This window comes from Micromonospora sp. WMMA1998 (assembly GCF_027497375.1).
Taxonomy (GTDB): domain Bacteria; phylum Actinomycetota; class Actinomycetes; order Mycobacteriales; family Micromonosporaceae; genus Micromonospora; species Micromonospora sediminicola.
On sequence record NZ_CP114911.1, the window covers coordinates 4916380 to 4940489 of the forward strand.

General features: G+C 74.6%; 22 protein-coding genes. 11 read left to right on the plus strand and 11 right to left on the minus strand.

The genetic code is table 11. The features are described from left to right. Window positions 1-6: 6 nt before the first annotated feature. Window positions 7-1287 carry a thymidine phosphorylase gene (locus O7600_RS22795; protein WP_281590467.1) on the plus strand — a complete coding sequence of 427 codons (1281 nt, stop codon included), beginning with the start codon at window positions 7-9 and terminating at the stop codon, window positions 1285-1287. Window positions 1288-1397: 110 nt separating this feature from the next. After that, a complete protein-coding gene (locus tag O7600_RS22800) occupies window positions 1398-2078 on the plus strand; it encodes a DUF4272 domain-containing protein (protein WP_281590469.1) in 681 nt (226 codons plus the stop codon). 6 nt (window positions 2079-2084) lie between these two features. Here the strand turns inward: O7600_RS22800 and O7600_RS22805 are convergent, their stop codons facing one another. Both O7600_RS22805 and O7600_RS22810 read right to left on the minus strand, forming a co-directional pair. Continuing rightward, the gene (locus O7600_RS22805; RefSeq protein WP_281590470.1) at window positions 2085-2936 is read right to left on the minus strand and encodes a putative RNA methyltransferase; all 852 of its coding nucleotides are present in this window, start codon (window positions 2934-2936) and stop codon (window positions 2085-2087) included. A gap of 3 nt (window positions 2937-2939) precedes the next feature. Next, window positions 2940-3437 carry a MarR family transcriptional regulator gene (locus O7600_RS22810; protein ID WP_281590472.1) on the minus strand — a complete coding sequence of 166 codons (498 nt, stop codon included), beginning with the start codon at window positions 3435-3437 and terminating at the stop codon, window positions 2940-2942. A 56-nt stretch (window positions 3438-3493) separates the two neighbouring features. Between O7600_RS22810 and O7600_RS22815 the strand changes: the two genes are divergently transcribed. The 4 genes from O7600_RS22815 to O7600_RS22830 are packed head-to-tail and all read left to right on the plus strand — an operon-like array spanning window position 3494 to window position 6211. Continuing rightward, the gene (locus O7600_RS22815) at window positions 3494-4120 is read left to right on the plus strand and encodes a hypothetical protein (protein WP_281590474.1); all 627 of its coding nucleotides are present in this window, start codon (window positions 3494-3496) and stop codon (window positions 4118-4120) included. After that, on the plus strand, window positions 4108-4677 hold the full coding sequence (locus O7600_RS22820) for an NAD(P)H-dependent oxidoreductase (protein WP_281590476.1): 570 nt from the start codon (window positions 4108-4110) through the stop codon (window positions 4675-4677). Before O7600_RS22815 ends, O7600_RS22820 begins: the two co-directional genes overlap by 13 nt. Beyond that, entirely contained in the window at window positions 4674-5087 is a 414-nt protein-coding gene (locus O7600_RS22825) for a PPOX class F420-dependent oxidoreductase (protein WP_091582376.1), read from the plus strand. The genes O7600_RS22820 and O7600_RS22825 overlap by 4 nt, the downstream gene beginning before the upstream one ends. Window positions 5088-5134: 47 nt before the next feature. Beyond that, entirely contained in the window at window positions 5135-6211 is a 1077-nt protein-coding gene (locus tag O7600_RS22830; RefSeq protein WP_281590479.1) for an adenosine deaminase, read from the plus strand. Here O7600_RS22830 and O7600_RS22835 read toward each other — a convergent pair whose 3' ends face one another. Continuing rightward, complete coding sequence (locus O7600_RS22835; RefSeq protein ID WP_281590481.1) at window positions 6212-6625, minus strand: hypothetical protein; 414 nt, start codon at window positions 6623-6625, stop codon at window positions 6212-6214. It abuts the gene before it with no gap. 384 nt (window positions 6626-7009) lie between these two features. On the opposite strand from O7600_RS22835, the gene O7600_RS22840 reads away from it, so the two are divergent. From O7600_RS22840 to O7600_RS22855, 4 genes are all read left to right on the plus strand, one after another. After that, the gene (locus tag O7600_RS22840) at window positions 7010-10642 is read left to right on the plus strand and encodes a nitrate- and nitrite sensing domain-containing protein (RefSeq protein ID WP_281590483.1); all 3633 of its coding nucleotides are present in this window, start codon (window positions 7010-7012) and stop codon (window positions 10640-10642) included. Continuing rightward, window positions 10639-11043, plus strand: coding sequence for a roadblock/LC7 domain-containing protein (locus O7600_RS22845; RefSeq protein WP_013283992.1), 405 nt, complete (start codon window positions 10639-10641; stop codon window positions 11041-11043). Before O7600_RS22840 ends, O7600_RS22845 begins: the two co-directional genes overlap by 4 nt. 100 nt (window positions 11044-11143) lie before the next feature. Next, a complete protein-coding gene (locus tag O7600_RS22850) occupies window positions 11144-11524 on the plus strand; it encodes a DUF742 domain-containing protein (RefSeq protein WP_013473970.1) in 381 nt (126 codons plus the stop codon). 1 nt (window position 11525) lies between these two features. Further along, complete coding sequence (locus O7600_RS22855) at window positions 11526-12119, plus strand: ATP/GTP-binding protein (protein WP_091582358.1); 594 nt, start codon at window positions 11526-11528, stop codon at window positions 12117-12119. A 117-nt stretch (window positions 12120-12236) separates the two neighbouring features. Here the strand turns inward: O7600_RS22855 and O7600_RS22860 are convergent, their stop codons facing one another. The 3 genes from O7600_RS22860 to O7600_RS22870 all read right to left on the minus strand — a co-directional run bounded on the left by O7600_RS22860 (window position 12237) and on the right by O7600_RS22870 (window position 17030). Further along, window positions 12237-13457, minus strand: coding sequence for an ABC transporter substrate-binding protein (locus O7600_RS22860; RefSeq protein ID WP_281590487.1), 1221 nt, complete (start codon window positions 13455-13457; stop codon window positions 12237-12239). 122 nt (window positions 13458-13579) lie between these two features. Beyond that, on the minus strand, window positions 13580-15994 hold the full coding sequence (locus tag O7600_RS22865; protein WP_281590489.1) for a transposase: 2415 nt from the start codon (window positions 15992-15994) through the stop codon (window positions 13580-13582). Between the two features lie 40 nt (window positions 15995-16034). Continuing rightward, window positions 16035-17030 carry a DNA primase gene (locus O7600_RS22870; RefSeq protein ID WP_281590491.1) on the minus strand — a complete coding sequence of 332 codons (996 nt, stop codon included), beginning with the start codon at window positions 17028-17030 and terminating at the stop codon, window positions 16035-16037. A 116-nt stretch (window positions 17031-17146) separates the two neighbouring features. Here O7600_RS22870 and O7600_RS22875 point away from each other — a divergent pair, with 116 nt between their 5' ends. Next, the gene (locus tag O7600_RS22875; RefSeq protein WP_091582343.1) at window positions 17147-17488 is read left to right on the plus strand and encodes a helix-turn-helix transcriptional regulator; all 342 of its coding nucleotides are present in this window, start codon (window positions 17147-17149) and stop codon (window positions 17486-17488) included. Between the two features lie 4 nt (window positions 17489-17492). Here the strand turns inward: O7600_RS22875 and O7600_RS22880 are convergent, their stop codons facing one another. The 5 genes from O7600_RS22880 to O7600_RS22900 are packed head-to-tail and all read right to left on the minus strand — an operon-like array spanning window position 17493 to window position 24021. Further along, window positions 17493-18182 carry a permease prefix domain 1-containing protein gene (locus tag O7600_RS22880; RefSeq protein ID WP_281590493.1) on the minus strand — a complete coding sequence of 230 codons (690 nt, stop codon included), beginning with the start codon at window positions 18180-18182 and terminating at the stop codon, window positions 17493-17495. A gap of 56 nt (window positions 18183-18238) precedes the next feature. Beyond that, on the minus strand, window positions 18239-20080 hold the full coding sequence (gene cydC / locus O7600_RS22885; protein ID WP_281590495.1) for a thiol reductant ABC exporter subunit CydC: 1842 nt from the start codon (window positions 20078-20080) through the stop codon (window positions 18239-18241). Beyond that, complete coding sequence (gene cydD / locus O7600_RS22890; protein ID WP_281590497.1) at window positions 20077-21759, minus strand: thiol reductant ABC exporter subunit CydD; 1683 nt, start codon at window positions 21757-21759, stop codon at window positions 20077-20079. Before cydD ends, cydC begins: the two co-directional genes overlap by 4 nt. Beyond that, window positions 21756-22763, minus strand: coding sequence for a cytochrome d ubiquinol oxidase subunit II (locus O7600_RS22895; protein WP_281590499.1), 1008 nt, complete (start codon window positions 22761-22763; stop codon window positions 21756-21758). Before O7600_RS22895 ends, cydD begins: the two co-directional genes overlap by 4 nt. Window positions 22764-22773: 10 nt before the next feature. Beyond that, window positions 22774-24021 carry a cytochrome ubiquinol oxidase subunit I gene (locus O7600_RS22900; RefSeq protein WP_281590501.1) on the minus strand — a complete coding sequence of 416 codons (1248 nt, stop codon included), beginning with the start codon at window positions 24019-24021 and terminating at the stop codon, window positions 22774-22776. Window positions 24022-24110: the final 89 nt, after the last annotated feature.

Below are 24110 nucleotides of genomic sequence, written 5' to 3' on the forward strand. Positions count from 1 at the left end.
TGATAGGTGAGTGCTTTCACGGCGGTTGACGTCATTCGGGCGAAGCGGGACGGGGGGGTGCTGAGCGACGGACAGATCGACTGGGTGGTTGACGCGTACACCAGGGGGTTGGTGGCCGACGAGCAGATGTCGGCGTTGGCCATGGCGATCCTGCTGCGCGGCATGACCGGCCCGGAGATCGCCCGGTGGACCGCCGCCATGATCGCCAGTGGCGAGCGGCTGGACCTGTCGTCGGTGGCCCGGCCGACCGTGGACAAGCACTCCACCGGCGGCGTCGGTGACAAGATCACCCTGCCGCTGACCCCACTGGTCGCCGCGTGCGGCGCGGCCGTCCCGCAGCTGTCCGGCCGGGGGCTCGGCCACACCGGCGGCACGCTGGACAAGCTGGAGTCGATCCCGGGCTGGCGGGCGGCGCTGCGCAACGAGGAGTTCATCGCCCAGCTCCGCGACGTCGGCGCGGTGATCTGCGCGGCCGGTGACGGGCTCGCGCCGGCCGACCGCAAGCTGTACGCGCTGCGCGACGTCACCGGCACCGTCGAGGCGATCCCGCTCATCGCCAGCTCGATCATGAGCAAGAAGATCGCGGAGGGGACCGGCGCGCTGGTGCTCGACGTGAAGGTCGGCTCCGGCGCCTTCATGAAGAACGTCGACGACGCCCGCGAGCTGGCCCGCACCATGGTCGAGCTGGGTGGCGCGCACGGGGTGCGCACTGTCGCCCTGCTCACCGACATGTCCACCCCGCTCGGCCTGACGGTCGGCAACGCGGTCGAGGTGACCGAGTCGGTGGAGGTGCTCGCCGGCGGCGGTCCGGCCGACGTGGTGGAGCTGACGCTGGCGCTGGCCCGGGAGATGCTCGACGCCGCGGGCCTGCCGGACGCCGACCCGGCCGCCGCGCTGCGGGACGGCCGGGCGATGGACGCCTGGCGGACGATGATCCGGGCGCAGGGCGGCGACCCGGACGCCCCGATGCCGACCGCGCCGGAGGTCGAGGTCGTCACCGCGGCCGAGGACGGCTGGGTGGCCGAGGTCGACGCGTACGCGATCGGGGTGGCCGCCTGGCGGCTCGGCGCCGGCCGGGCCCGCAAGGAGGACCCGGTGAGCGTGCCGGCGGGCGTGGTCCTGCACAAGCGCCCCGGGGATCGCGTGCGGGTCGGTGACCCGCTGTTCGAGCTGCGCGCCGAGCACGCCGAGCGGATCCCGCCCGCGCTGGCCGAGGCACGTGGGGCGATCCGGGTGGCGGCCGAGGCGCCGGCCGTCACGCCGCTGGTCATCGACCGGATCGGTTGACGGGTTCCGGCGCGGGCCGGCCATGGTGCCGGCCCGGCCGGAGCCGCTATCCTCCCAGGCCAGGGGGACCGACCGGCGGCGAGCCGGGGCGACCAGACAGGGACTGACCGTTGCGCGTATCCGCTCCCGATCCTCGGGCCGTCCGCGAGGCGAGCCTCGACGAGCTGTCCCGGCTGGGTCTTCCGCTGCCGCCGCCGCAGTTCCCGCTGGTGTGGGAGCCGGGCGACGAGATCGAGCTGCGCCCGACCCCGGAGATCGAGGCCCGGATCTCGGTGCTGCACCTGATTCTGGCCCGCTGCTTCGGCATGCCCGCGCAGGCCGCGATGAGCTGGCTGCTCGACTCGCACCTGGTCGAGATGCTGACGCCGCCGGAGTGGCAGTTCGTGATGGGCGGCCGGGGCGACCACCGGTCGTTCGTGCTGCACCACGACGCGCTCTTCTCGCTGGCCTGGGTGCTCGGCCTGACCAAGCAGCTGGACCCGACCGTGCCGGTCGACGAGCGGTTGGTCGAACGGATGCCGAACCTGGTCACCGGGGAGACGTTCCCGCAGTGGCGGGCCCGGATCCTGGCCGCACCGCAACATCCCGCCGACGCGGCGGCGCTGCTCGACCTGCACTACTGCCTGGACTGGGCCTACCTGGAGACCGAGCGGGCCGGTCGGGCGCTGCCCGGGCTGGTGGACGCCAACGCGATCGGCCAGCGCCGCTGGGCGTTGGAGTGGGCCGTGGTGCTGCGCGGGCCGTACCACGAGGAGCCGCCGGGCTGGGAAGAGGTCGACCTCTCCACCTGAGGCCGGTCAGCGCGGACGGTGCACGCCCAGCCGGACGGCGAGCGTGACCGGCATCGGTTCGGGTAGCGCGGCGATCCGCGCGGCCAGCCGTCCCGGGTCGGCGTGCCAGGCGCTGGGCCCCATCCCCACCAGCGTGCTGACCTCGGCGCGGGTCAGCGCCAGCCGGGCCCGGTGCTCGGTGACGGATTCCTCGGCGAAGTGGCCGCCCAGGCTGCCGGCCACCCGGTCGGCCTTGTCGGGGTCGACCCGGAGCAGGTCGAGCGCGTCGACCAGCTCGGCCAGGTGGTCGACGGCGGGGGTGACCACCAGCAGCGCTCCGGCCGGGTCGAGCACCCGGTGGAACTCCGCTCCGTTGCGCGGCGCGAAGACGTTCAGCAGCACGGTCACGGACCGGTCGGCCAGCGGTAACCGCTGCCAGGTGTCGGCCAACGCGGCGGCCGCGCGCGGATGGGCCCGAGCCGCGCGGCGCAGTGCCGGCTTGGAGACGTCCAGCGCCAGGCCGTGGGCGTTCGGCAGCGCCGCCAGCACCGCCGCGAGGTAGTGGCCGGTCCCCGCGCCGGCGTCCACCACCAGGGGGTACGGGTCGTCGGGCGCGACGCGCGTCGCGGCGGAGGCCAGCGCGGTGGCGACGGTGTCGTAGTGCCCGGCGGCGAGGAAGTCGGACCGGGCGGAGACCATGTCGGCGCTGTCCCCGCTGTGCGGGGTGCGGCCGGCGAGCAGGTTGACGTATCCCTGCCGGGCGGTGTCGAAGCTGTGCCCGCGCGGGCAACGCAGCGCTCGCGTGGTGCCGGCGGTGGCCTCGGCCAGCGGCTCGGCGCAGACCGGGCAGCGCAGCCGGCTCAGGATCCGGGAGTCCACGGCTCAGCCCGCCGCTTCCGCGCGTCGACCGGCGCCGTCGCCGGGTCGGCCGGCGAGACGGTCGACCACCCGCTGGCTGAGCGTGCCGAGCGCCGCCAGCTCGGCCGGGGTGAGCAGGTCGATCAGGTGGCGGCGGACGGCGGCCACGTGCCCCGGCGCGGCGGCCTCGACGGCCCGCCGACCGGCCGGGGTGAGGGTCACCACCGAGCCGCGCCCGTCGGTGGCGCACTCCTCCCGGAGGACCAGGCCGCGTTGCTGCATCCGGGAGATGTGGTGGGACAGCCGGCTGCGGGACCAGAGCATCCGGTCGGCCAGCTCGCTGAGCCGCATCCGCTGGTCGGGGGTCTCGGAGAGGTCGCTCAGCACGTCGTAGTCCGGCTCGGAGAGGCCGGCGTCCTGCATCAGCTCACGGGCCAGCTCCAGATCGAGCAGCCGGCGCATCCGGCGGTAGCCCCGCCACGCGCGGTCCTCCCGCTCGTCGAGCCAGCGCGGTTCTTCCATGCCCCGATCCTAACGGTTGGTTGACATGTCACCAACATGCCGCCTAGGTTGATGACATGTCATCGAAAATGTCGGCCCGGGTGGTCCGGCTGCTCGCCGGCCTGACCCTGTTCGGCGTCAGCGTCGCGCTGATGGTCCGCGCCGACCTCGGCCTCGCGTCCTGGGACGTGCTGCACCAGGGCCTCGCCGCCCGCACCGGTCTGCCGATGGGCGTGCTGGTCAACGCCGTGGCGCTGCTGGTGCTGCTGCTGTGGGTCCCGTTGCGGCAGCGCCCCGGCATCGGCACGGCGGCGAACGTCGCCCTGGTCGGGCTGGCCCTCGACGCGACGCTGGCCCTGGTCCCCCCGCTCGACCCGCTCGCCGGTCGGATCGGGCTGCTGGTCGCGGGCATCCTGCTCAACGGTCTCGCCACCGCGCTCTACCTGGGCGCCCGCCTCGGTCCCGGTCCGCGCGACGGGCTGATGACCGGCCTGGCCGCCCGCGGCCTCCCGCTCGGCCCGGTACGCACCCTGATCGAGGTGACCGTGCTGGCGGTCGGTTGGCTGCTCGGCGGGGCCGTCGGTCCCGGCACCCTGCTCTACGCGGTCGGCATCGGTCCGATCGTCGCCTGGTTCGTTCCCCGACTCACCGTGCCGACCCCGGCCGCCACCCCGACAGGAGTGACCCCACCATGCCCCGCCTGAACGTGATCGTCGCCAGTACCCGCCCCGGTCGGGTCGGCCGCCGCATCGGTGACTGGTTCGCCGCCGCCGCCGTCCGCCACGGCGGCTTCGACGAGGTGCGCCTCGTCGACCTGGCCGAGGTCGGACTGCCCTTCCACGACGAGCCGCACCATCCGTCGGAGCGGGTCTACCTGCACGAGCACACCCGCACGTGGAGCGCCACCACCGATGCCGCGGACGCCTTCGTCCTGGTGATGCCGGAGTACAACCACGGCTTCAGCGCGCCGCTCAAGAACGCGATCGACTACCTCTACCACGAGTGGCAGCACAAGCCGGTGGGCTTCGTCAGCTACGGGATGACCTCCGGGGGCCTGCGCGCGGTGCAAATGATCAAGCAGGTGGTGACGACCGTGAACATGACGCCGGTGAACGACGCGGTGGTCGTCTTCCTGCGGCAGGCGCTGGACGAGTCGGGTGAGCTGCGCGCCGACCCGGGCCGGGACGAGGCCGCCGCGCTGATGCTCGACCGGCTCGTCCGGCTGGCCGCCGCGCTCGCGCCGCTGCGGGTGACCGCATGAGCGCCCGGCTCTGGGAGCTGTTCGGCGAGCACGGGCGCGGGGTGCTGGCCACCCTGCGCCGGGACGGACGCCCGCAGCTGTCCAACCTCGACTACCTGGCCGAGCCGGGCCTGATCCGTTGCTCCACCACGGCCGACCGGGCGAAGGTGCGCAACCTGCGCCGCGACCCCCGGGCCAGCTTCCACGTGACCACCGCCGACGGCGGGGCGTACGCGGTGGCCGAGGGCACGGTGACGCTCACCCCGCCGGCCGCCGCGACCGACGACGCGACGGTCGACGAGTTGGTCGAGGTCTACCGGCGGATCCGCGGCGAGCACCCGGACTGGGCGGACTACCGGGCCGCCATGGTGGCCGACGGCCGCCTGGTCCTGCGCCTGACCGTCGAGCGGGTCTACGGCTGGCGTCCCTGAAGCCGGTCCGGTGTCGGACCGGCACCGCCGGTGACTAGGGTCTGAGCATGGTCGCAATCTCGTACGAGGACATCGTCAAGGTCCCCAAGGCGCTGCTGCACGATCACCTCGACGGCGGCCTGCGGCCCGCGACGATCGTCGAGCTGGCCGCCGAGGCCGGCCACGAACTGCCCACCACCGACCCGGAGGCGCTGGGACGCTGGTTCTCCGAGGCGGCGAACTCCGGCTCGCTGGAGCGCTACCTGGAGACCTTCGCGCACACCGTCGCGGTCATGCAGACCGGGCCCGCGCTGCGTCGGGTCGCCCGGGAGTGCGCGCTCGACCTGGCCGCCGACGGCGTCGTCTACGCCGAGGTGCGGTTCGCGCCCGAGCAGCACCTGGAGCAGAACCTCACCCTGGACGAGGTGGTCGACGCGGTCGTCACCGGGTTCCGGGAGGGCAGCGCGCTGGCCGCCGAGGCGGGCACGTCGATCCGGATCGGCACGCTGCTGACCGCGATGCGGCACGCGGCCCGCTCGCAGGAGATCGCCGAGCTGGCGGTGCGGCACCGCGACACCGGGGTGGTCGGCTTCGACATCGCCGGCGCCGAGGCCGGCTTCCCGCCCACCCGGCACCTGGACGCGTTCGAGTACCTCCAGCGGGAGAACTTCCACTTCACCATCCACGCCGGCGAGGCGTTCGGGCTGCCGTCGATCTGGCAGGCGATCCAGTGGTGCGGGGCGGACCGGCTGGGCCACGGCGTGCGCATCGTGGACGACATCACCCCCGGCAACCCGCCGGTGCTGGGCCGGCTGGCGGCGTACGTGCGGGACAAGCGCATCCCGCTGGAGCTGTGCCCGTCGTCGAACGTGCAGACCGGTGCTGCGGCGTCGATCGCCGACCACCCGATCGGGCTGCTGCGCGACCTGCGCTTCCGAGTGACGGTGAACACCGACAACCGGCTGATGAGCGGCACCTCGATGTCGCGGGAGATGGCGCTGCTGGTGGACGCCTTCGGCTACGGCTGGAAGGAACTCCAGTGGTTCACCATCAACGCGATGAAGAGCGCGTTCATCCCGTTCGACGAGCGGCTGCGGATCATCGACGAGGTGATCAAGCCGGCGTACGCCAAGCTGATCGGCTGATCAGGGTCGGCGCGGGTGGCCGGCGAGCAGGGCGGCCACCCCGCGCAGCACCTGCCGGGCGCGGGCGGCCTCGGCGCCCAGGCCGGTCTGCCGGCGCAGCACGGCCGGCTCGGTCCGCAGCAGCGTGATCCCGCGCCGGACCAGCACGCGGGGGGCCTTGCGTTGCTCGGCGAGATCGCGGGCGAGCCGGCGCAGGAAGGTCGCGCCACGCGGGCGCCGCAGCGCGTACGCCCCGGCGAGCAGCCCTCGGCGCCGGCACTCGGCGACGATCTCCGCGGCGAAGATCCCTTCGGCGACGAAAATTGGCGATCCGTCGACGTCGAATGGCCGGGTGGCCACCCGCCGGTCCGCGCCGATCGCATAAACCGGCACTTCGGCCTTGCCCTCCCGGGCCAGTCGGGCAATGGTTTCCACCGCCGTGTCCGCATCCCAGGACAAGGGGGACTCCCAGTCCACCTGTCCGTTTCGGCGTGGACACGTAGGGTCATCGCCGTCCTTGTAGAAGTCGTCCAGGCACAGCACCGGAAGTCCGGTTCGCTGGGCTATGTACGACTTTCCCGAGCCGGAGGGCCCGGCGAGCAGGACGACGCGATGCGGGTGTTCCATTACCTTCAGTGACTCCGGCCAGACGGATTGCTATCAAATTGCATCAACATCTCATCACACCTCCGGCGAGGGACAACCTGGGCTTTCTCTTTGCGAGGCGGCGTGATGGAATCTCGGAGGTCCGACCCGCCGGGTCGGTCGCTCGGCGTTGCCCTCAGGTGACGTCGGACGCGGTTTTGCGAGGGCGGTGACGTGAGCAAACGGCCAACGACGGCGGGCTCCTTCCTGTCGCGGCTGCGCCGGCCGGCGAGTCGGCTGCGCGACATGCCGATCTGGTCCAAGCTCGGTCTGATCATGATCGTGCCGACCATCGCCACGGTCGTGGTGGGCACCAGCGGTCTGGTCGACCACCTGGAGACGCTCAACAATGCCAACCGGGCCGGCGACCTCGCCAGCCTGATCGGCTACTCGGGTGACCTGGCCGACACGATGCAGGACGAGCGGGTCGGTTCGGTGCTCTTCCTCGGAGCGAAGGAACTCCAGACCCGGGCGCAGTACCAGGAGGCCTACAACCGGGCCAACCAGCGGGTGGACCAGGCCAAGGGCCCCTACCTGCGCCAGCGGGGCGAGATCGACGACCTGCCGCGCAACTTCGAGGCCCGGCTGGACGAGATCGACGACCAGCTCAAGGACCTGCCGGCCACCCGCAGCCAGGTGCTGAACGGCAAGCTCAAGATCGACGAGGCGGAGAAGGCGTACGAGCGCCTGATCAACGACCTGCTCTCGATCCGTGACTCGGCCACCCAGCTCGCCGGCGACAACGACCTGAGCGACCGGATGCGCGCCGCCGCCGCGGTCGCCCGGCAGAAGGAATACCTGGCCCAGCGCCGGGTGGTCGTGCACCAGGCACTCACCCAGGGGCAGTACAGCCCCGCGCTGCGCGAGCAGTTCATCGCCAGCGGCACCGCCCAGGCGCAGGCCCTCGCGACGTTCCGGTCGGTGGCCACCCCGGCCGACGCCGAGTTCTTCGACCAGACGGTCGAGGGACCCGACCTGCGCAAGGCCGACAACCTCACCGGCTTCATGTCGGCGAACAACAGCGGCTCGATGAAGAACGCGCCGTTCGGGCCGGACCAGTGGGACCAGGCGATGGTCGGCAACGCCAAGCTGATCCGCACGGTCGAGTCCCGGCTCGACGGCAACGTGGTCCGGCAGGCCGACGAGCTGCGGTCGGACACGCAGCGCCAGGTGTTCCTCGAGACCGGCCTGCTGCTCACCATGCTGCTGCTGGCCATCCTCTTCGCCTACCTGGTCGCCCGGTCGATGGCCCGCTCGCTGCGCGACCTGCGGCAGGGCGCCCTCTCGGTGGCCCAGTACGGCCTGCCGCAGGCGGTGGCCCGGCTGCGTGACCCGCAGGTGACCGGTCAGCTCTCCCCGGTGCAGCTGGCCAACCAGATCGCCGAACCGCTGCCGGTCCGCAGCAAGGACGAGTTCGGTCAGGTGACCGAGGCGTTCAACGCGGTCCACCTGGAGGCGGTCCGCACCGCGGCCGAGCAGGCCGCCCTGCGCGCCTCCGTCGCGACCATGTTCGTCAACCTGGCCCGCCGCTCGCAGATCCTGGTCGACCGGCTGATCGGCCACCTCGACCGGCTGGAGCGCGGCGAGGAGGACCCGGACCGGCTGGCCGAGCTGTTCCAGCTCGACCACCTGGCCACCCGGATGCGCCGCAACGACGAGAACCTCCTGGTCCTCGCCGGTGCGGACTCCACCCGTGTGCAGCGCGAGCCGGCCGCCCTGATCGACGTGCTCCGCGCCGCCCAGTCCGAGGTCGAGCACTACACCCGGATCGAGTTCGGGGTCATCGACCGCGACATCGAGGTCGCCGCGCACGCGGTCAACGACCTGGTGCACCTGGTCGCCGAGCTGTTCGACAACGCCACCGCCTTCTCGCCGCCGGACTCGAGCGTCATGGTCGAGGCCCGTCGGGTCGGTGACCGCGCCTCGCTCTACGTGGAGGACCGCGGCATCGGCATCAGCTCCGAGCAGCTGCGCGACCTGAACGAGCGGCTCGCCACGCCGCCGCAGGTGGACGTGGCGGTCTCCCGGATGATGGGCCTGGTCGTGGTCGCCCGGCTGGCGTCCCGGCACGGCGTCAAGGTCGAGCTGCGGCCCGCCGCCGACCGGGGCACCGTCGCCGACGTCACGCTGCCCACCACGGTCCTGGTGCCGCGCGCCCTCTCCGGCCGCGGGATGCCGGCCCCGGCGCTGCCCGCCGCCGGCCCGCAGCAGGGCGGCCCCACGCCGGCCTTCGGCGCCCTGGCCGCGCTCGGCAACGGCCCGCACACCCCACCCCCCGCGCCGCACCCCGGCGCCTCCGGCAACCAGGTCACGCTCGGCGGGCGTTCCTTCGACCCGGGCCACCGCAACGGCTCCGGCACCCCGGCCAACGCCGGCGGCGGTCGTGCCATGCCGGCCTGGTCCGACCTCACCGGCGCCAACGCCGGCGGTGGCGACGGCTACGCCCCGCGGGCCGCCAACGGCCAGCCGGTCGACCCGCTGCCCCAGCGGCGCGACCCGGCCGAGGGCAACCCGGCCACGACCGGTCAGCAGCCGGCCATCCCGCGGCAGCTGCCCAGCAGCCCGGAGGCGCGGCCCTACAACCCGCCGCCGGTGTCGGCCCCGCCGGTCCCGCCGGTGTCGGCCCCGCCGCTGCCGCCGGTCTCCGGTGCGCCGGTCTCGGGCAACCCGTACGCGAACAACCCGTACCCGGGCCGTCCCGTCTCGGCCGCTCCGGTCTCCGGTCACCCGGTCTCGGGCGACCCGTACCAGGGCCGCCCGGTGTCGGCCGCGCCGGTCTCCGGCTACCCGGTCTCGGGTCAGCCCGTCTCGGCCGCTCCGGTCTCCGGCCAGCCGACCGCGGGCTACCCGGTCTCCGCCCCGCCGACCGACCAGCTGCCGTCGCGCCCGGTGCCGTCGACGTCCGCTCCGCACGTGGGCGCCCCGCCGGTCTGGCCGCCGGTCACCCCGGCGACCCCGGCGCCGGCCCCCGCCATGCCGGAGCGGATGCCCGCCGGCATGGACATGACCACGGAGCTGCCGCGGGTCCCGCGCACGGAGACGCCGTCGATGGCGCCGCAGCAGCCGGCCACCCCGCCGGCCGCCCCTCAGCCGGCGGCGGCGCCCGCGCCGCGCCAGGCCGCACCGCAGCAGCCCGGCAACCGCCAGCGGTACGCGGACGAGACGATGGAGCTGCCGATCTTCCGGGAGCTCGAGTCGGCCTGGTTCCGCACCCGTCGGCCCGGGCCCAACGAGGAGGCGGCGGCCCCGGCCGAGCCGGCCAACGGCGCCGCGACCCAGCAGTTCGCCAAGGTGGACACCGCAGGCCGGGCCGTGCCGCAGACCACACCCGCAACGACAGGTAACACACCGATGGCACACACTCCGACGGCCGGCGGAGCCCCGCGTGACAACGGCACGGCGAACGGCAACGCGCGTCCGGCGTACGCCGGTGGGCTGCCCACCCGGCAGCCGGCGTCGCCGCAGCAGCCCTCGCCGTGGCAGACCGCGGCCGACGACGGTTGGCGGGCCGCCTCGGCCGCCACCGAGGTGCCGGTGGAGGAGACCACGCAGAAGGGCCTGCCGAAGCGGACGCCGATGGCACAGCTCGTGCCGGGCAGCATCGACAAGCCGTCGCCGTCGTCGCAGCGGCGGACGCCGGAGGGTGTCCGGGGTCTGCTCTCGGCCTACCATCGGGGCGTGCAGCGGGGGCGGAACACGACCGACAGCAACACGACCGGCCCGGAGGGCACTCCGGGCGGGCAGCAGTCCTCGCAGTCTGGCTCAGGCCCGGTGGCCGGGAGCGGGCAGAAGGAGCAACAAGGATGACTACTACGCAGGATCTCGGATGGCTGCTCGCCAACTTCGCCGACCGGGTGCCCGGTGTGGCGCACGCGGTCGCGGTCTCGGCCGACGGCCTGCTTCTCGCCTCGTCCCGTGACCTCCCGCGGGACCGCGCCGACCAGCTCGCGGCGATCGCGTCCGGCCTGGTCAGCCTGACCCAGGGCGCGGCGCGCTGCTTCGAGGGCGGAGCGGTGCTGCAGACAGTCGTCGAGATGGACAACGGCTTCCTGTTCCTGATGTCCATCTCGGACGGCTCGTCGTTCGCGGTGCTCGCGGCGCGCAGCTGCGACGTGGGTCAGGTCGGGTACGAGATGGCCCTGCTCGTGGACCGGGTGGGCGACGCCCTGACGCCGCAGCCGCGTACGGCTGTGGGGATGATGGGCTGAATGACGCGCTGGCCGGTGGGTCAGGAGCGGGAACAACTACGACAGCGACGGATGCCACCGGGGCGAGCCGGTGCCGGGTGCGAGGGAGGTGAGCGGCGACATGGCGGATCGTGACGAGCCGACCGGAGCGTTGGTCCGGCCGTACGCCGTGACCCGTGGTCGTACCCGTCCCCGGCTCGACATCGCCCTGGAGGCGCTCGTCGAGACGACGGTGCGCGGCCGAGCGGTTGCCACTGGCAATGGTGGTGGCCACGGTCGTGAACACCAGTACATAGCCGCGTTGTGTGACGGACGCGTGCAGTCGCTTGCCGAGATCGCGGCGCGGATGCAGCTTCCGCTCGGCGTGGCCCGGGTGCTCATCGCCGACATGGCGACGGACGGCCTGGTCGCGGTCCACGAGCCGACCATTTTGGACGACTCTGACGACGCGGTGGGCACTGAACTGCTGGAGAGGGTGCTGAGTGGACTTCGCAGGCTCTGACATGTCGCACCGGCCGCCGGTCCCGAGCGGGCGCGTGACGTCGGCGAAGATCGTTATCGCCGGTGGATTCGGCGTCGGCAAGACGACGCTGGTCGGTTCGGTCTCGGAGATCACGCCGCTGACCACCGAGGCGATCATGACCTCCGCCGGCGTGGGCGTCGACGACACCCGGCAGGTGCCGGGCAAGACGACGACCACGGTGGCGATGGACTTCGGTCGTATCTCGATCGACCGTGACCTGATCCTGTACCTCTTCGGTACGCCGGGTCAGACGCGGTTCTGGTTCATGTGGGACGAGTTGGTCCGGGGCGCGATCGGCGCGGTGGTGCTGGTCGACACCCGTCGACTCGCCGACTGCTTCGCCGCGATCGACTTCTTCGAGCACCGGCGGTTGCCGTACCTGATCGCCATCAACTGCTTCGACGGCATGCAGTACCACGATCCGCAGGACGTGCGGGACGCGCTCGCGATCTCCCGCGACGTGCCGGTGGTGCCGTGCGACGCCCGTAACCGGGAGTCGACGAAGCACGTACTGATCTCGCTGGTCGAGTACGTGCTCACCATGCGGCGCTCGCGGGCCGTCGCGCCCGCCTGACCGACGCGCGGAAGCGCCCGGCGGCCATGGGCCACCGGGCGCTTCCTGCCGTCCGTGGTCGAATGCGGTGCGCGGTCGCCCGGTGACCGCCCCGCCGGGACGGTCACCGGACGGCCGTCAGGCGTACCGGGTCCAGCTGCCCTGGGAGACCAGGTAGACGCCGAGCGAGTCGGCCTCCATGCCACCGTGCCGGCCCTCGGTGAAGGCGTAGCCGCCGGCGATGCCCTCGGCCATCTGGGTCTGGAGGAACGCCCGCAACCGGCCCCGGTCGAGGCTCGTCGCCTTCCGCGCCGACGCGGCCAGGAGCTGGAGCGCGTCCGACGCGTACGGGGCGAAGGCGACCGAGGTGCCGTGCTTCTGGGCGTAACGCCGGTCGAAGTCCTGGCGGGCCACCTGCGCGGTGCTGGTGGCGGTCAGCGGGGAGCCGCCCAGGCAGGCCGGGTGCACGGCGTACGCCCCCTCCACCGCTGTCGCGTTGGCGCCGCTCACGGTGTCGTCGGCGACCGCCCCGGCGTCGAAGAAAAGCGGGCCGCGGTGGCCGGCGCGCCGCAGCTCCCGTGCCGCGTCACCGGAGTCGGGCGCGGTGCCCCAGACGATGATCCCGTCCGGCTTGCCGGCGGCGGCGCGCTCGGCGGCGGACCGGAAGCTCCGCCCGGTCTCCGGCAGCCGTACCGTCCGGACCAGGTCCACCCCGCTGTTGTCGAGCGCGTCCCGTACGGCCCGCACGCCCGAGTCGCCGTGGGGTCCGTCCGCCGCGAGCAGGACCACCCGGCGGATCCGCTGTGATTCGAGCAGGTCCGCCATCCGGCGGGCCATGTCGGTGCCGTCCGGGGTGAGCTTGAAGCTGAACGTACGCTCCTGGAGCGGGAGCACGATGCGGTCCCCGTAACCCAGGGACAGGTAGGGCGTCTTGAGCCGCTGGGCCGCCGCCGCGAGGGCCGCGGCGGTCTCACCGAGGACGCCACCGACCAGTGCCTGCGCTCCGGCGCGGGTCAGCTCGGCGGCCTGTCGGGCGGCGACCTCCGGGCTGCCGCCGTTGTCCCGGATGTCCAACCGGATCGACCGGAGCAGGGTGCCGACCTGGATGCCGGTCCGGTTCAGCGACTCCGCAGTGATCTCCAGCGCGCGGCGTTGCAACACGCCGAGCGTCGCGCCGCGTCCGCTCAGCTCCAGGCTCGCGCCGACGATCAGGTCCTGGTCGCCCGGTGCGCTGCTGGTCCCGCCGTCACCCGGGCGCTGCCCCTGCGGCCCGCAGCCGGCCAGCAGCAGGCTGCCGGCCGCGGCGGCGAGAACGCCCCGACGGGTGAGCACGGTGGAGTCGAATGCCGGTGTCGCCAATGGAGTCGCCTTCCCACCCCGGCGAACAGGCGCCGCCGCTGGTCCGCCGGGTATGTTCCCGGCCGGCCGGACCCGACGTCAAATCGTCCGGGTGTGGGTAGGAACACGCCGAGGCGTGGTGGTCAGGACCGGTATCCGGCCGAGCGGTACTCGTATTCCCGCTCGTCGTCGCGGTCGCCGGTGTCCCGGCTGAAGTCCCAGCCGCCGGCCGCCTCGCGGCCCGGCCGACCGCCGACCGCGAAGCCACCGATCTCCTGCCCGCGACGCCAACCCCGGAAGTAGCCCGTGGTGTTCTCGGCGAGGCTGGCCGCGTTGCGGACGATCCGCAGTGGACGCTCCTCGCGCAGTGGCGAGCCCGGCACCAGGTTGGCCTGGGGGACCCGCTTCGGCAGGCCCGCCTTGGTCTCCGAGCCCACCGACGGGCGGGCGGCCTGCTCGGCTGCCTGCCACCCGGTGTCCGCGGTGCTCGACCACTCCAGGTCCGCCTCGTCGCCGTGCCCGACGAACCATGCCGACTTGGCCTGCGCGAAGATCAGCAGGTCACCGTCGCCCTCGTCCGACACCGGCGGCGGCCGGTGCTCCTTGGGCGCGGGACGCCGCTCCAACGGTGGGGGCAGCTCGGCGCGGGGTGCCCGACGCGCGGCGTCGGCCGGGTCGACCAGACGCAGCGGGGGCGTGTCGAGGCCCGGGTCGGTCGGCTGGTCCAGCTCGTTGCGCAGCGCCCGGTCGGCGAGCGGCGGCGGCTCCACCAGGCGCAGCATCGGCGGCTCCTGGGGCAGGTCGTCGGCGAGCCACGGTGGGGTGACCCGTCCCGGGTCGCTCGGCGCGTCCACGCTCCGCCCGTAGGGGTAGGCGGGCGCCTCCCGCTCCCGGTCGTTCTGGTCGTCCCCGGTGTTGACCAGCGGCCAGTTGGCGCGGGAGCCCGGCGGGGCGGGTTCCGGCGCGGACGGGCGCGGGCTCGGCACCGGAACGCTCAGGTCGGTGGCGCTGAACCCGCCGGTCGGCGGCTCCTGGTTGGTCTTGGGGCGCGGCGGGATCACCGTGCGCTGCCGCTCGGCCCGCGCCTTGTTGATCGCGGCGGTGGTCAGCGTCGGGCGGAACGGCTCGCCGGCGTCGGCGGGCGGCACGGCGCCGCGCTGGGACGGGGCGATCGGCGTGATGCCGGGCGGTGGCGGGGGCGGGGCGGAGATCGGCCGGTTCGTCGGACCGTCCACCCGCGACGGCAGGGGCGCACCGGTCGGCTCGGGTCGGCTCGGGGGAGCCGACATCGGCCGGCCCAGCGTCGCCGCCGGGGCGACCGGGGTGGGTGCGACCGGCGGCGGAGCCACCGGCGCGGGCGCGACCGGCGGCGGGCCAAGGGGCCGGGGTGACGGCGGTGCGGCTGGACCGGAGACGGGCTCCGGGCGGCTGCGCCGGCCACCGGGCACGGGCTCGGGGCGGGCGCGGCGACCACCCGGCTCGCCGGTGTCGGGGGCCGGCTCGGGGCGGGCCCGCCGGAGGGCGTGCTCGACGGTCGGCTCGGGTTCGGCCGGGCGCACCGGACGCAGCCCGGTCGACGCGGTCGGGGTCAGTTCGTCCACCTGCTCGCCCCGGCGGGCAGCGGCCCGGCGGCCGGCCACCGGCGCGGGGGCGGCCCGCTCGGCCAGCGCGCCCACCAGCGCGTCGCAGCCGGCGTCGCAGGCCCGGACCGACGCGACGGCCTGTCGCACCGTCTCGGCGACGGCGGCGGTGAGCGCTCGGTTGACAGTTGCCCGCCGGGGCGTCTCGGAGATGGCGACGCGCAGCGCGGTCACGGCCTCGTCGATCCGGTCGGCGTCGGCCAGGCCGTCGGCGGCCAGCTGCGCGGTCACCGCGTCGGCGGCCAGGCCGGCGTCGCGGCCGCGACCGGACGCGCCGGTCAGCATGCCCGGCTCGGGCAGCGCGTCGAGCACGGCCAGGGCGACCGGCTCGGCGGGATCCGGGTACGCGCGCAGCGCCGCCGGGTAGAGCTCGCGGAGGACCTCGCGCAGCGTCACCGCGGCCGAGTGCCGCCCGCTGGCCAGTGCCGCGTGCGCGGCCAGAACCTGCTTGTAGCCGGCGAGGTCACGCGGCGCCGGGAGGGTCACCGCGGACAACGCGCCCGCCTGCAGGGCCCGGGCCAGCCCCACCGCCCGGCGCTCGACCGGGGAGGACTGCATCTCCTCGAGGGAGTCGTCGTCGGCGAAGCGCTCGGCGAAGTCGTCGACCGAGTCGTCGTCGGCGATCGCCAGCGGCCGGCCGGCGGCACTGAGCAGCGAGGTGACGGTGTGGTCGTCGGAGTCGGCGGCGATCGCCACCCCACTCGGCCCACCGGACCGCTCCACCAGCAGCGCGACCAGCCGGGCGTAGCCGGCGGGCTCGTCACCGATCTCACAGACGTGCAGCAGACGGCCTGCGTCGTCGACCACAGCGGACGTCAGCGTCGTTCCGGCCGAAGCCGTTCGGTCGGCCGGATCTGCCGAGGCCAGACCGCAGTACACGCGCACGAGCGCCACGGCGTCGTCCTCCTCCCGGGACACAGGTCTTGTTCTGCCAGAGACTGATGCTCCCCGCTACGGGTCAGTCGCGCCAGTCCACAACCGCAGAGATCTTGCCGACAATGGTGCGCCAACCCAAACTTGCGGTTTGTGCCCCGATTTTCTTCAGCCGGCGCCGACCCAGGAAACCACCGATTCCGCCATTGACAGAAGCACGCAGCGCCTCGTCCAGATCGTCCAGGCTGGAGCCGGCGGAGAGCATGTCGAGCACGGCCGGTAGCCGCAGGGCGTACGACAGGTCACGGGCGATCTCGCCGGCTTCGATCAGCAGCGCGGGATCCCACGCGTCGTGGCCGCCGCGAAGGTTCTCCACCACCAGGTCGAGTTCGTAGGTGTCCTCGTCCAGCGGGGCGATGTCGGCCGGTTCCAGCCGTTCGGACAGTTCATTCCAGCTGTCCAGTTGGGACAGGTCGTTGGGCGCACCGGAACGGATGAAAGTGACAAGCGACTCGGGGGTCTTGAACAGCAGCAGCCGGCCCTTGTGGCTGAGGAAGACCGGCACCTCCTCGTCGCCCGCGTCGTCCTCGTCCTCGTCGTCCTCGTCCTCGGCTTCGTCGGCCTCGTCCTCGTCCGTCTCGGCCCCGGCGTCCCCGGCCTTGCCCCGGCGACGTCCCCCGGCGCGCCCGCCGTCCTTCTCCTCGTCCTCGTCGTCCTTCTCGGCGGAGAGGGCGGCGAACTCCTCGTCGAGGATCACCACCTCCTCGTCCTCCTCGGTCTCGACGACCTGACGGCGGGCCAGGAACGGGTCGTCCTCGTCGCGCTCGGCGACGTCGGTCGGGGTCAGCTCGCGCGCCGTCCGGTAGGCCCGGAGCGTGAAACCGGTGCCGGCGGGAAGGGCGATCTCCACCGGGTCGATCCGCACCTCGTCCCAGAGCGTGCGGTCAGCCGCCGGGCGGTCGACCTCGACCTCGTCTGCTGCGGCCGACGCGTCGGTCTCGTCGAGCTCGGGCTCGTCGGCGTCGGGCCGTTGGGGCGACTGGCGGGCCACGCTGACCTCCGTGTGCGTTCGGTTGCCCACCCGACGGCGTCGCGCCGCCGAGTGACTCTGCGCACATACCCTAGTGGGCGACCGGTTCCGGCCGGGAGCCGCACCCCGGTGGCGTCCCGCGCGCCCGACAAGTAGGCTCGCTACACATGAAGGCGCAGGCGCTGCACGGACACCTGGACGCGCTGCTGCTGGCCGTGTTGGAGCGGGGCTCCCTGCACGGTTACGCGATCATCGAGGCGCTGCGGGCCCGCAGCGGAGGCACGCTCGACCTGCCCACCGGCACGATCTATCCGGCGCTGCGCCGACTGGAGCGGGCCGGGCTGGTGGACAGCACGTGGAGCACCGTCAACGGCCGGGAACGACGCACCTACCAGCTCACCGATGCCGGCGGCCGGGCGCTGGCCGGGGAGCGCGCGGGCTGGCGCGAGTTCAGCGCCACCGTCGGCCGGTTCCTCGGCGCCGACGAGCCGCCGACCGCGCCGGCCTGACCCGTCACCCGGCCGGCCGCGGGACGCGGTTGCTGAGCAGCCACCACCGGGCCGCCCGGGCCAGCGCGAACCAGGCGGCCGAGACCACCACCGCGCCGACGATCATCGGAGGCCAGGTCAGCGCGGCGTCCCAGAGGCGGACCGACCAGCCGAACAGGGCGCCCCCGGCGAGCGCGCCGAGCAGCAGCCCACCGGTCAGTCCGAAGCCGACCGCGCGGGCCGACCGGACCAGCCGCGGCGAGCCCCGCCGGGCGGCCAGCGCGCCGAGCAGCAGCCCCAGCAGGGCCAGCCCGGCGACCACCGCCCAGATGACGTTCAACGCGGCGGAGAGCAGCAGGTAGCCCGACGGCGGCCGGGGTCCGGCGCTCCAGCTCGATCCCCGCCAGGTCAGGTCGCCGGCGGACATGAGCACCACCGCCACCGCCAGCGTGCGCAGGGCCAACCCGCGCAGCGCCCCGGCGGCCAGCTCGGCCTGGTAGCCCGGCACGAGCTGGGCGGCGCTGCCGAACTCGGCCACCGCCCGCCGCTCGGCCTCCGCCCGCGGCAGGCCCCCCTCCCGGTACGCCTCGACGGCGTCCTCCAGCGCGTGCCGCGCCTCGGTCAGCAGGTCGGCCTTGAGCCGGGTCGGCCCGTGCAGCCGCCCGGACAACTCGCGCAGCCGGCCGTCGACCCCTGCTCCCTGATCCACCCGCATGGCACCAGCCTGCCACCGGCGGGCGCGGGTGGCGTCGGGGAAATCCCCGGAACGCGTCAGGGGGCGAGCGCGAGGTAGCCGCGCTCGGCCGCCTCCTGGCGCAGCCACTGCTCCCGGTACCAGCCCGGGCGCGCCACCAGTTCCTCGTGCCGGCCGCGCTGCACCGCCCGGCCCCCCTCCAGCACCAGGATCTCGTCCAACCCGGCCAGGCCGCTGAGCCGGTGGCTGATCAGCAGCACCGAGTGCCCGGCGGGGGTGGCGGCCAGCGCGGAGTCGAGGACCGCGTCGGCCGCCGCCGGGTCGAGCCCCTCGGTCGGCTCGTCGAGCACCAGCACCGGCGGCGCGGCGAGCAGCGCCCGGGCCAGCGCCAACCGCTGCCGCTGGCCGCCGGAGAGCTGCCCGCCCTGCTCGCCGACCACGGTGTCCCAGCCCTCGGGCTGGTCGCGTACCCAGTCGAGGAGCCCGGCGGCGCGGGCCGCGGCGGTCAGGTCCGCCTCGCCGGCGTCGGGGCGGCCGAGCAGCAGGTTCTCCCGCACCGTCGCGTGGAAGACGTACGCCTCGGCGAGCAGGCCGCCGACGATCCGGGGAAGCCGGTCGGCCGGGTGCTCGGACACCGGCACGCCGCCGACGGTGACCCGGCCGGCGGCGGGGCGTACCGCGCCGGTGAGCGCGGCGGCCAGCGTGCTCTTGCCGGCGCCGCTCGGGCCGACCACGGCCACCCGGCGGCCGGCCGGCAGGTCGAGGTCGAACCCGGCCAGGGCCGGTGCGGCTCCGGCCCGATAGCGGACCGTCACGTCCTCGAACCGCACGTCGTGGCCGCCGGTGACGGGCTCCGTCGCGCCGACCGGTTCCGTCACGGCCGGTTCGGTGAGCAGGTCGGCGACGCGGGCCAGCCCGGCCCGGAGCTGGGTGCGTTGCCGGGCCGCCGCGACCAGGGCGAGCGCCACCTCGACGGCGGCCAGCGTGCCGACGGCGAGGACGCCGACCAGCACCCCGCCCACGCCCGCGCGCAGCGCCACGACCACCACCGCGGCGGCGGTGAGGCCGCCCACCAGCACGCCGGTGGCGTCCACCGCGAAGCCGACGGCGGCGAGCCGGCGCTCCAGCCGGGCCAGTCGCCCGGCCCGCCCCTCGGCGGCGGCCAGGGCGGCGTCGGTCGCGCCGAAGGCGGCCAGGTCGGCGGCGCCGTGGGTGAGGTCGACCGCGTCGACCGCGAGCGCGCCGCGCAGCGGGGCCACCTCGTCGGCGGCCCGGCGGGTGAGCCGGGTGGCCAGCGCGGGCAGTGCCACGCCGGCGACCAGCAGGCCCACCGCGAGCACGCCGGCGGCCGGCGGCGAGATGAGCGCCGCGCCTCCGACCGCGAGCAGGCTGACCAGGACCGCCGCCGCTCCCGGCACGAGCACGCGCAGCAGCAGGTCCTGGGCCGCCTCCACGTCGGAGACCAGCCGGCTCAGCGCGTCTCCGGTGCGTCGGTCGGCGCCCTCGCGTCGGGCGGCGAGCGCGGCGAAGACCCGGGCCCGGACGTCGGTGATCATGCGCAGCACGGCGTCGTGCCCGGCGAGCCGTTCGGTGTAGCGGAACACGCCCCGGCCGACCGCGAGCGCCCGCACCGCGACGATGGCCACTGTCAACCGGTCCAGCGGCGGCCGGCCGGCGGCGCTCATCAACAGCCAGGTCGCGGTCGCCATCAGCGCGAGCCCGGCGAACTCGGTCGCCGCGGTGAGCAGCCCGGCCCCGAGCAGCCGGCCCAGGTAGGGCCGGGCCAGACGCAGCACGACCCGCTCCGCGTCCGGGCGGGTGGGCGCCGGCGGTTCCGGCGCCGCGGACGGCTCCGCCGCGACCGAGGTCGGCCCGGCGGGCACGCGGCCCACCGGCGTCACACCGTCACCGGCGCTCACCGGGTCACCGCCGGGCCGGTCGTCGTCGGGCGGAGTTCGGTGACCCGGCCGTCCTCGACGCGCAGGATCCGGTCGGCGTCGGCCAGCAGCGCGGGCCGGTGCGCGACCAACAACGCGGTCCGGCCGGCGACCAGCCGCCGGGTGGCGGTCAGGACCACCGCCTCGCTGGCGCTGTCCAGCCGGGCGGTGGGCTCGTCGAGCAGCACCACCGGCGCGTCCCGGAGGAACGCCCGGGCCAGCGCGACGCGTTGCCGCTGCCCGCTGGACAGGCCGTGGCCGCGCTCGCCGAGCCGGGTGTCGAGCCCGTCGGGCAGCGCGTCGACCACCTCGTCCAGCGCCGCGTCGGTCACCGCGGCGGCCAGCACGTCGTCCGGGGTGTCCGGCGCGCCGAGCCGGATGTTGTCGGCCAGCGAACCGGCGAACAGGTGGGCCCGCTGCGGCACCCAGGCCAGCTCGCGGCGCCACGCGTCCGGGTCGACCTCGGCCAGGTCGGTGCCGTCGACGGTGATCCGCCCGCTGGTCGGGCGGACGAAGCCGAGCAGCAGGTTGAGCAGCGTGCTCTTGCCCGCGCCGCTGGGCCCGATGACGGCCACCCGGTCGCCGGGCCGGATGGTCAGCGTGACGTCGCGCAGCGCGGTCGTCCGGTCGTACGCGACGGTCACGCCCTCGAAGCGGATCTCGCCGCGGCCGTCCGGGGCCGTGCGCCCGGCGGCGGTGGGTGCGTTCGGCGCGTCGGTCGCGGAGAGGGTGAGCGCCTCGTCCAGCGCGGTGAGCCCCTCCATGCTGGCGTGGAACCGGCTGCCGGCGGCCCGCAACGGCAGGTACGCCTCCGGGGTGAGCAGCAGCACGAGCAGCGCGGTGGAGAGCGTGATCCCGCCGCCGAGCAGCCGGATGCCGACCGGCACCGCGACCAGCGCGACGGAGAGCGTGGCGACCAGCTCCAGGACCAGGGCGGACAGGAACGCGATGCGCAGCGTCCGCATGGTGGCCTGGCGGTGGCCGTCGGCCATCCGGCGCACCACGTCGACCTGGGCCCGGGCCCGGCCGAACGCGCGCAGTGTGGGCAGCCCGGCCACCATGTCGAGGAAGTGCCCGCCGAGCAGCGACAACCGCCGCCACTGCCGCTCGGTGGCGGCCTGCGCCTGCCAGCCGAGCAGCGCCCCGAAGATCGGGATGAGCGGGATGGTGAGCACGATGATCAGCGCCGAGCTCCAGTCCGCGAATACGATCCGGGCCAGCACCGCCGCCGGCACCGTCACGCTCAGCACCAGCTGGGGCAGGTAGCCGGTGAAGTAGGGGTCGAGCGCGTCCAGCCCCCGCCCGGCCAGCGTGGCCAGTTGCCCGGCCCGCCGGCCGGCGACCCAGGTGGGACCGTGCCGGCCGACCGCGCGCAGCAGGTCGGCGCGCAGCGCCGCCTTGACCGTGGCCGCGGCCCGCGCCGCCACCGTGCCCTGGGCCCAGCTGACCAGCGCCCGGGCGGCCACCGCCGCCACGAACCACGCCAGCGCGGGCCTGTGCAGCCGCCCGTCGATCGCGGTCGCCAGCAGCGTGGCCAGCGCGGTGGCCTGGGCCACCACCAGCAGCGCGGTCAGCCCGCCCAGCACCGCGAGCACGGCGAGGTCGCGCCGGGCCGCGGGGACCCGACGCAGCAGACGCGGGTCGAACGGGCGGCGGTTCACCAGTACACCGGTGCCCGGCCGTCGGTCCGTCCTCGAAACACCCACCAGCACATCGCCTGAAAGCCTAGTAGGGCCGGCACGAGCGGCAGCACCAGCCAGCCCAGCAGCGCCAGCGTCGGGCGGCTCGCCGCCGCGTCGGCGACCGCGAGCGAGGCCGCCGGGTCCGTCGTAGAGACCAGGATCCGGGGCCAGAGCGCGGCCCCGACCAGGGGGGCCGGGAGCGCCAGCGCCGTCGCGGTCGCTGCGAAGGCCACCACGGCGCGGCCCCGGCGCAGCGCCGCGCGGGCCACCAGCAACGCCGCCACCAGCGCCATCGGCAGGAGTGCGGCGACCGCCGGCCGCCCCACGGCGGCGCGTACCCGGTCGGAGAGCAGCCCCAGGACGGTGGTGGTGGCGATCGCGGTGAGCGCGGCGGGCACCAGCCCGCGGGCGACCCGGGCGAGCGCTGCGGCGTCGGCGGCCGGCAGCCGGAGCGTGAGGAAGGTCGCACCGTGCAGCGCGACCAGCGCCAGCAGGGTGAGCGCGGCGGCGGCCACGAACGGGGTGACGAGGTGGCCGGCGCCGGCCACGTGCCCGTCGGCGGTGAGCGGCACCCCCTGGAGCAGCCCGCCGAGCAGGGCGCCCCAGCCGAGCGCGGCCAGCACGCTGCCGACCACCACCACCCGGTCCCAGCCGGCGCGGGCGGAGCTGGCGACCGGCCGGCTGCGCAACTGCACCCCGGCGGTCACCAGCACGACGCCGGCCAGCGCGCCGAGCACCGCCGGGTAGAAGCCGGAGAGCAGCTCGCCCTCCAGCGTGGGGAAGGCGCCGAACAGGATGCCGACGGCGGCGACCAGCCAGACCTCGTTGCCGAGGAAGAACGGCCCCACGGCGGTGAGCGTCGCGCGGCGGGCGGCCTGGTCCGCGCGCCGGGCGAGCAGCAGGCCGACGCCGTAGTCGTAGCCGCCGAGCACCAGGTAGGTGGCGAAGAAGAGGCCGAGCAGGGCGTACCAGGCGAGTTCCACGGCGGGCTCCTCAGGCGAACACGGGCTGGTGGTCGGGATCGGTGTCGGGCGCGGGCGGGCGGCCCAGGGCGGGGTCGAGCGCGCCCCGGGCGGCGTGCCGGGCCATCAACGTCCAGTTGGTGACCGCGAGAGTGCCGAGCAGCAGGCTGAAGCCGGTCAGCGAGGTGAGCATGAGCCCGGGCGACACCGGCGAGACGGCCTGGGCGGTGGGCAACAGCCCGTACGCCACCCAGGGCTGGCGGCCCACCTCGCGGGCGATCCAGCCGAGCAGCACGGCCACGAAGGGCAGCGGCAGGCCGAGCAGGACCAGCCAGAGGGGGAACCGCAGCCGGATGATCCAGTCGCGCCAGAGCAGCGGCAGCAGGAGCCAGACGCAGCCCAGGGCGAAGCCGATCAGGATCATGAAGCCGAGCCCGACGCTGGACAGCACCGGCGGGTCCCAGTCGCCGGGGCCGAACCGGGCGGTCCAGTCGGCCACCGTCGCGTCCCGGGCCGGCCCGCCGCCGAACTTGGTGGGCTGGACCTGCCCGACCGGGCCGAACTGGGCGAAGCCGAAGCCCTGGAGCGCGGTCACCGCGAGCGCCGCGGTGACCAGGCCGATCCGCAGCGAGGTGCGGAAGAGCGCGAAGTCGGGGGTACGCCGCAGCAGGTGCCAGGCGCTGACCGCGGCCATCAGCAGGCCGCCGGTGACCAGGCCGGCCGAGACGACGTGGCCGAACGCCATGCCGAAGGTGGGATTGGTGAGTAGCGCGCCGAAGTCGGTGAGGTGGGCGACGCCGTCGCGGACCTCGTAGCCGACCGGGTTCTGGAGCCAGGCGTTCGCCACCATGATCCAGAACGCCGAGGCGTACGCGGTGAGCGCGACGCCCCACAGCAGCGCGAGGTGCACGCCGCGCCGGAGCCGGTGCCACCCGAAGATCCACATGCCGAGGAACGTGGACTCCAGGAAGAACGCGACGAGCGTCTCGATGGCCAGGGGCGCGCCGAACACGTTGCCGACGTAGCGGGAGAGGCCGCTCCAGTTCAGCCCGAACTGGAACTCCATCACGATCCCGGTGGCGATGCCGAGCACGTAGTTGATCACGTAGAGCTGGCCCCAGAACCGGGTCAGGCGCTCGTACACCGGCTTGCCGGTCAGGTAGCCGGCCGTCTGCAGCCCGACCAGGAGCGTGACCAGGCCGAGCGTGACCACCACGAACAGGAAGTGGATCGAGGTGGTGGTGGCGAACTGCAGGCGGGCGAGGAGCAGGGGGTCCATGGTCGTGTCTCCCACGGGTTGGCTCGCTTGTCGTAGGAACCCTACACGTAGCTTGCCTACCTATTGGCGTGCGCGCACCCGGAGAAGTC

What these genes read in the sequence shown, in the direction of transcription:
- O7600_RS22810 (WP_281590472.1), bottom strand. Translation starts at nt 3,437, where the DNA reads ATGGAAGAACCGCGCTGGCTCGACGAGCGGGAGGACCGCGCGTGGCGG.
- O7600_RS22815 (WP_281590474.1), top strand. Translation starts at nt 3,494, where the DNA reads ATGTCATCGAAAATGTCGGCCCGGGTGGTCCGGCTGCTCGCCGGCCTG.
- O7600_RS22820 (WP_281590476.1), top strand. Translation starts at nt 4,108, where the DNA reads ATGCCCCGCCTGAACGTGATCGTCGCCAGTACCCGCCCCGGTCGGGTC.
- O7600_RS22825 (WP_091582376.1), top strand. Translation starts at nt 4,674, where the DNA reads ATGAGCGCCCGGCTCTGGGAGCTGTTCGGCGAGCACGGGCGCGGGGTG.
- O7600_RS22830 (WP_281590479.1), top strand. Translation starts at nt 5,135, where the DNA reads ATGGTCGCAATCTCGTACGAGGACATCGTCAAGGTCCCCAAGGCGCTG.
- O7600_RS22845 (WP_013283992.1), top strand. Translation starts at nt 10,639, where the DNA reads ATGACTACTACGCAGGATCTCGGATGGCTGCTCGCCAACTTCGCCGAC.
- O7600_RS22850 (WP_013473970.1), top strand. Translation starts at nt 11,144, where the DNA reads ATGGCGGATCGTGACGAGCCGACCGGAGCGTTGGTCCGGCCGTACGCC.
- O7600_RS22855 (WP_091582358.1), top strand. Translation starts at nt 11,526, where the DNA reads ATGTCGCACCGGCCGCCGGTCCCGAGCGGGCGCGTGACGTCGGCGAAG.
- O7600_RS22875 (WP_091582343.1), top strand. Translation starts at nt 17,147, where the DNA reads ATGAAGGCGCAGGCGCTGCACGGACACCTGGACGCGCTGCTGCTGGCC.
- O7600_RS22880 (WP_281590493.1), bottom strand. Translation starts at nt 18,182, where the DNA reads ATGCGGGTGGATCAGGGAGCAGGGGTCGACGGCCGGCTGCGCGAGTTG.
- O7600_RS22900 (WP_281590501.1), bottom strand. Translation starts at nt 24,021, where the DNA reads ATGGACCCCCTGCTCCTCGCCCGCCTGCAGTTCGCCACCACCACCTCG.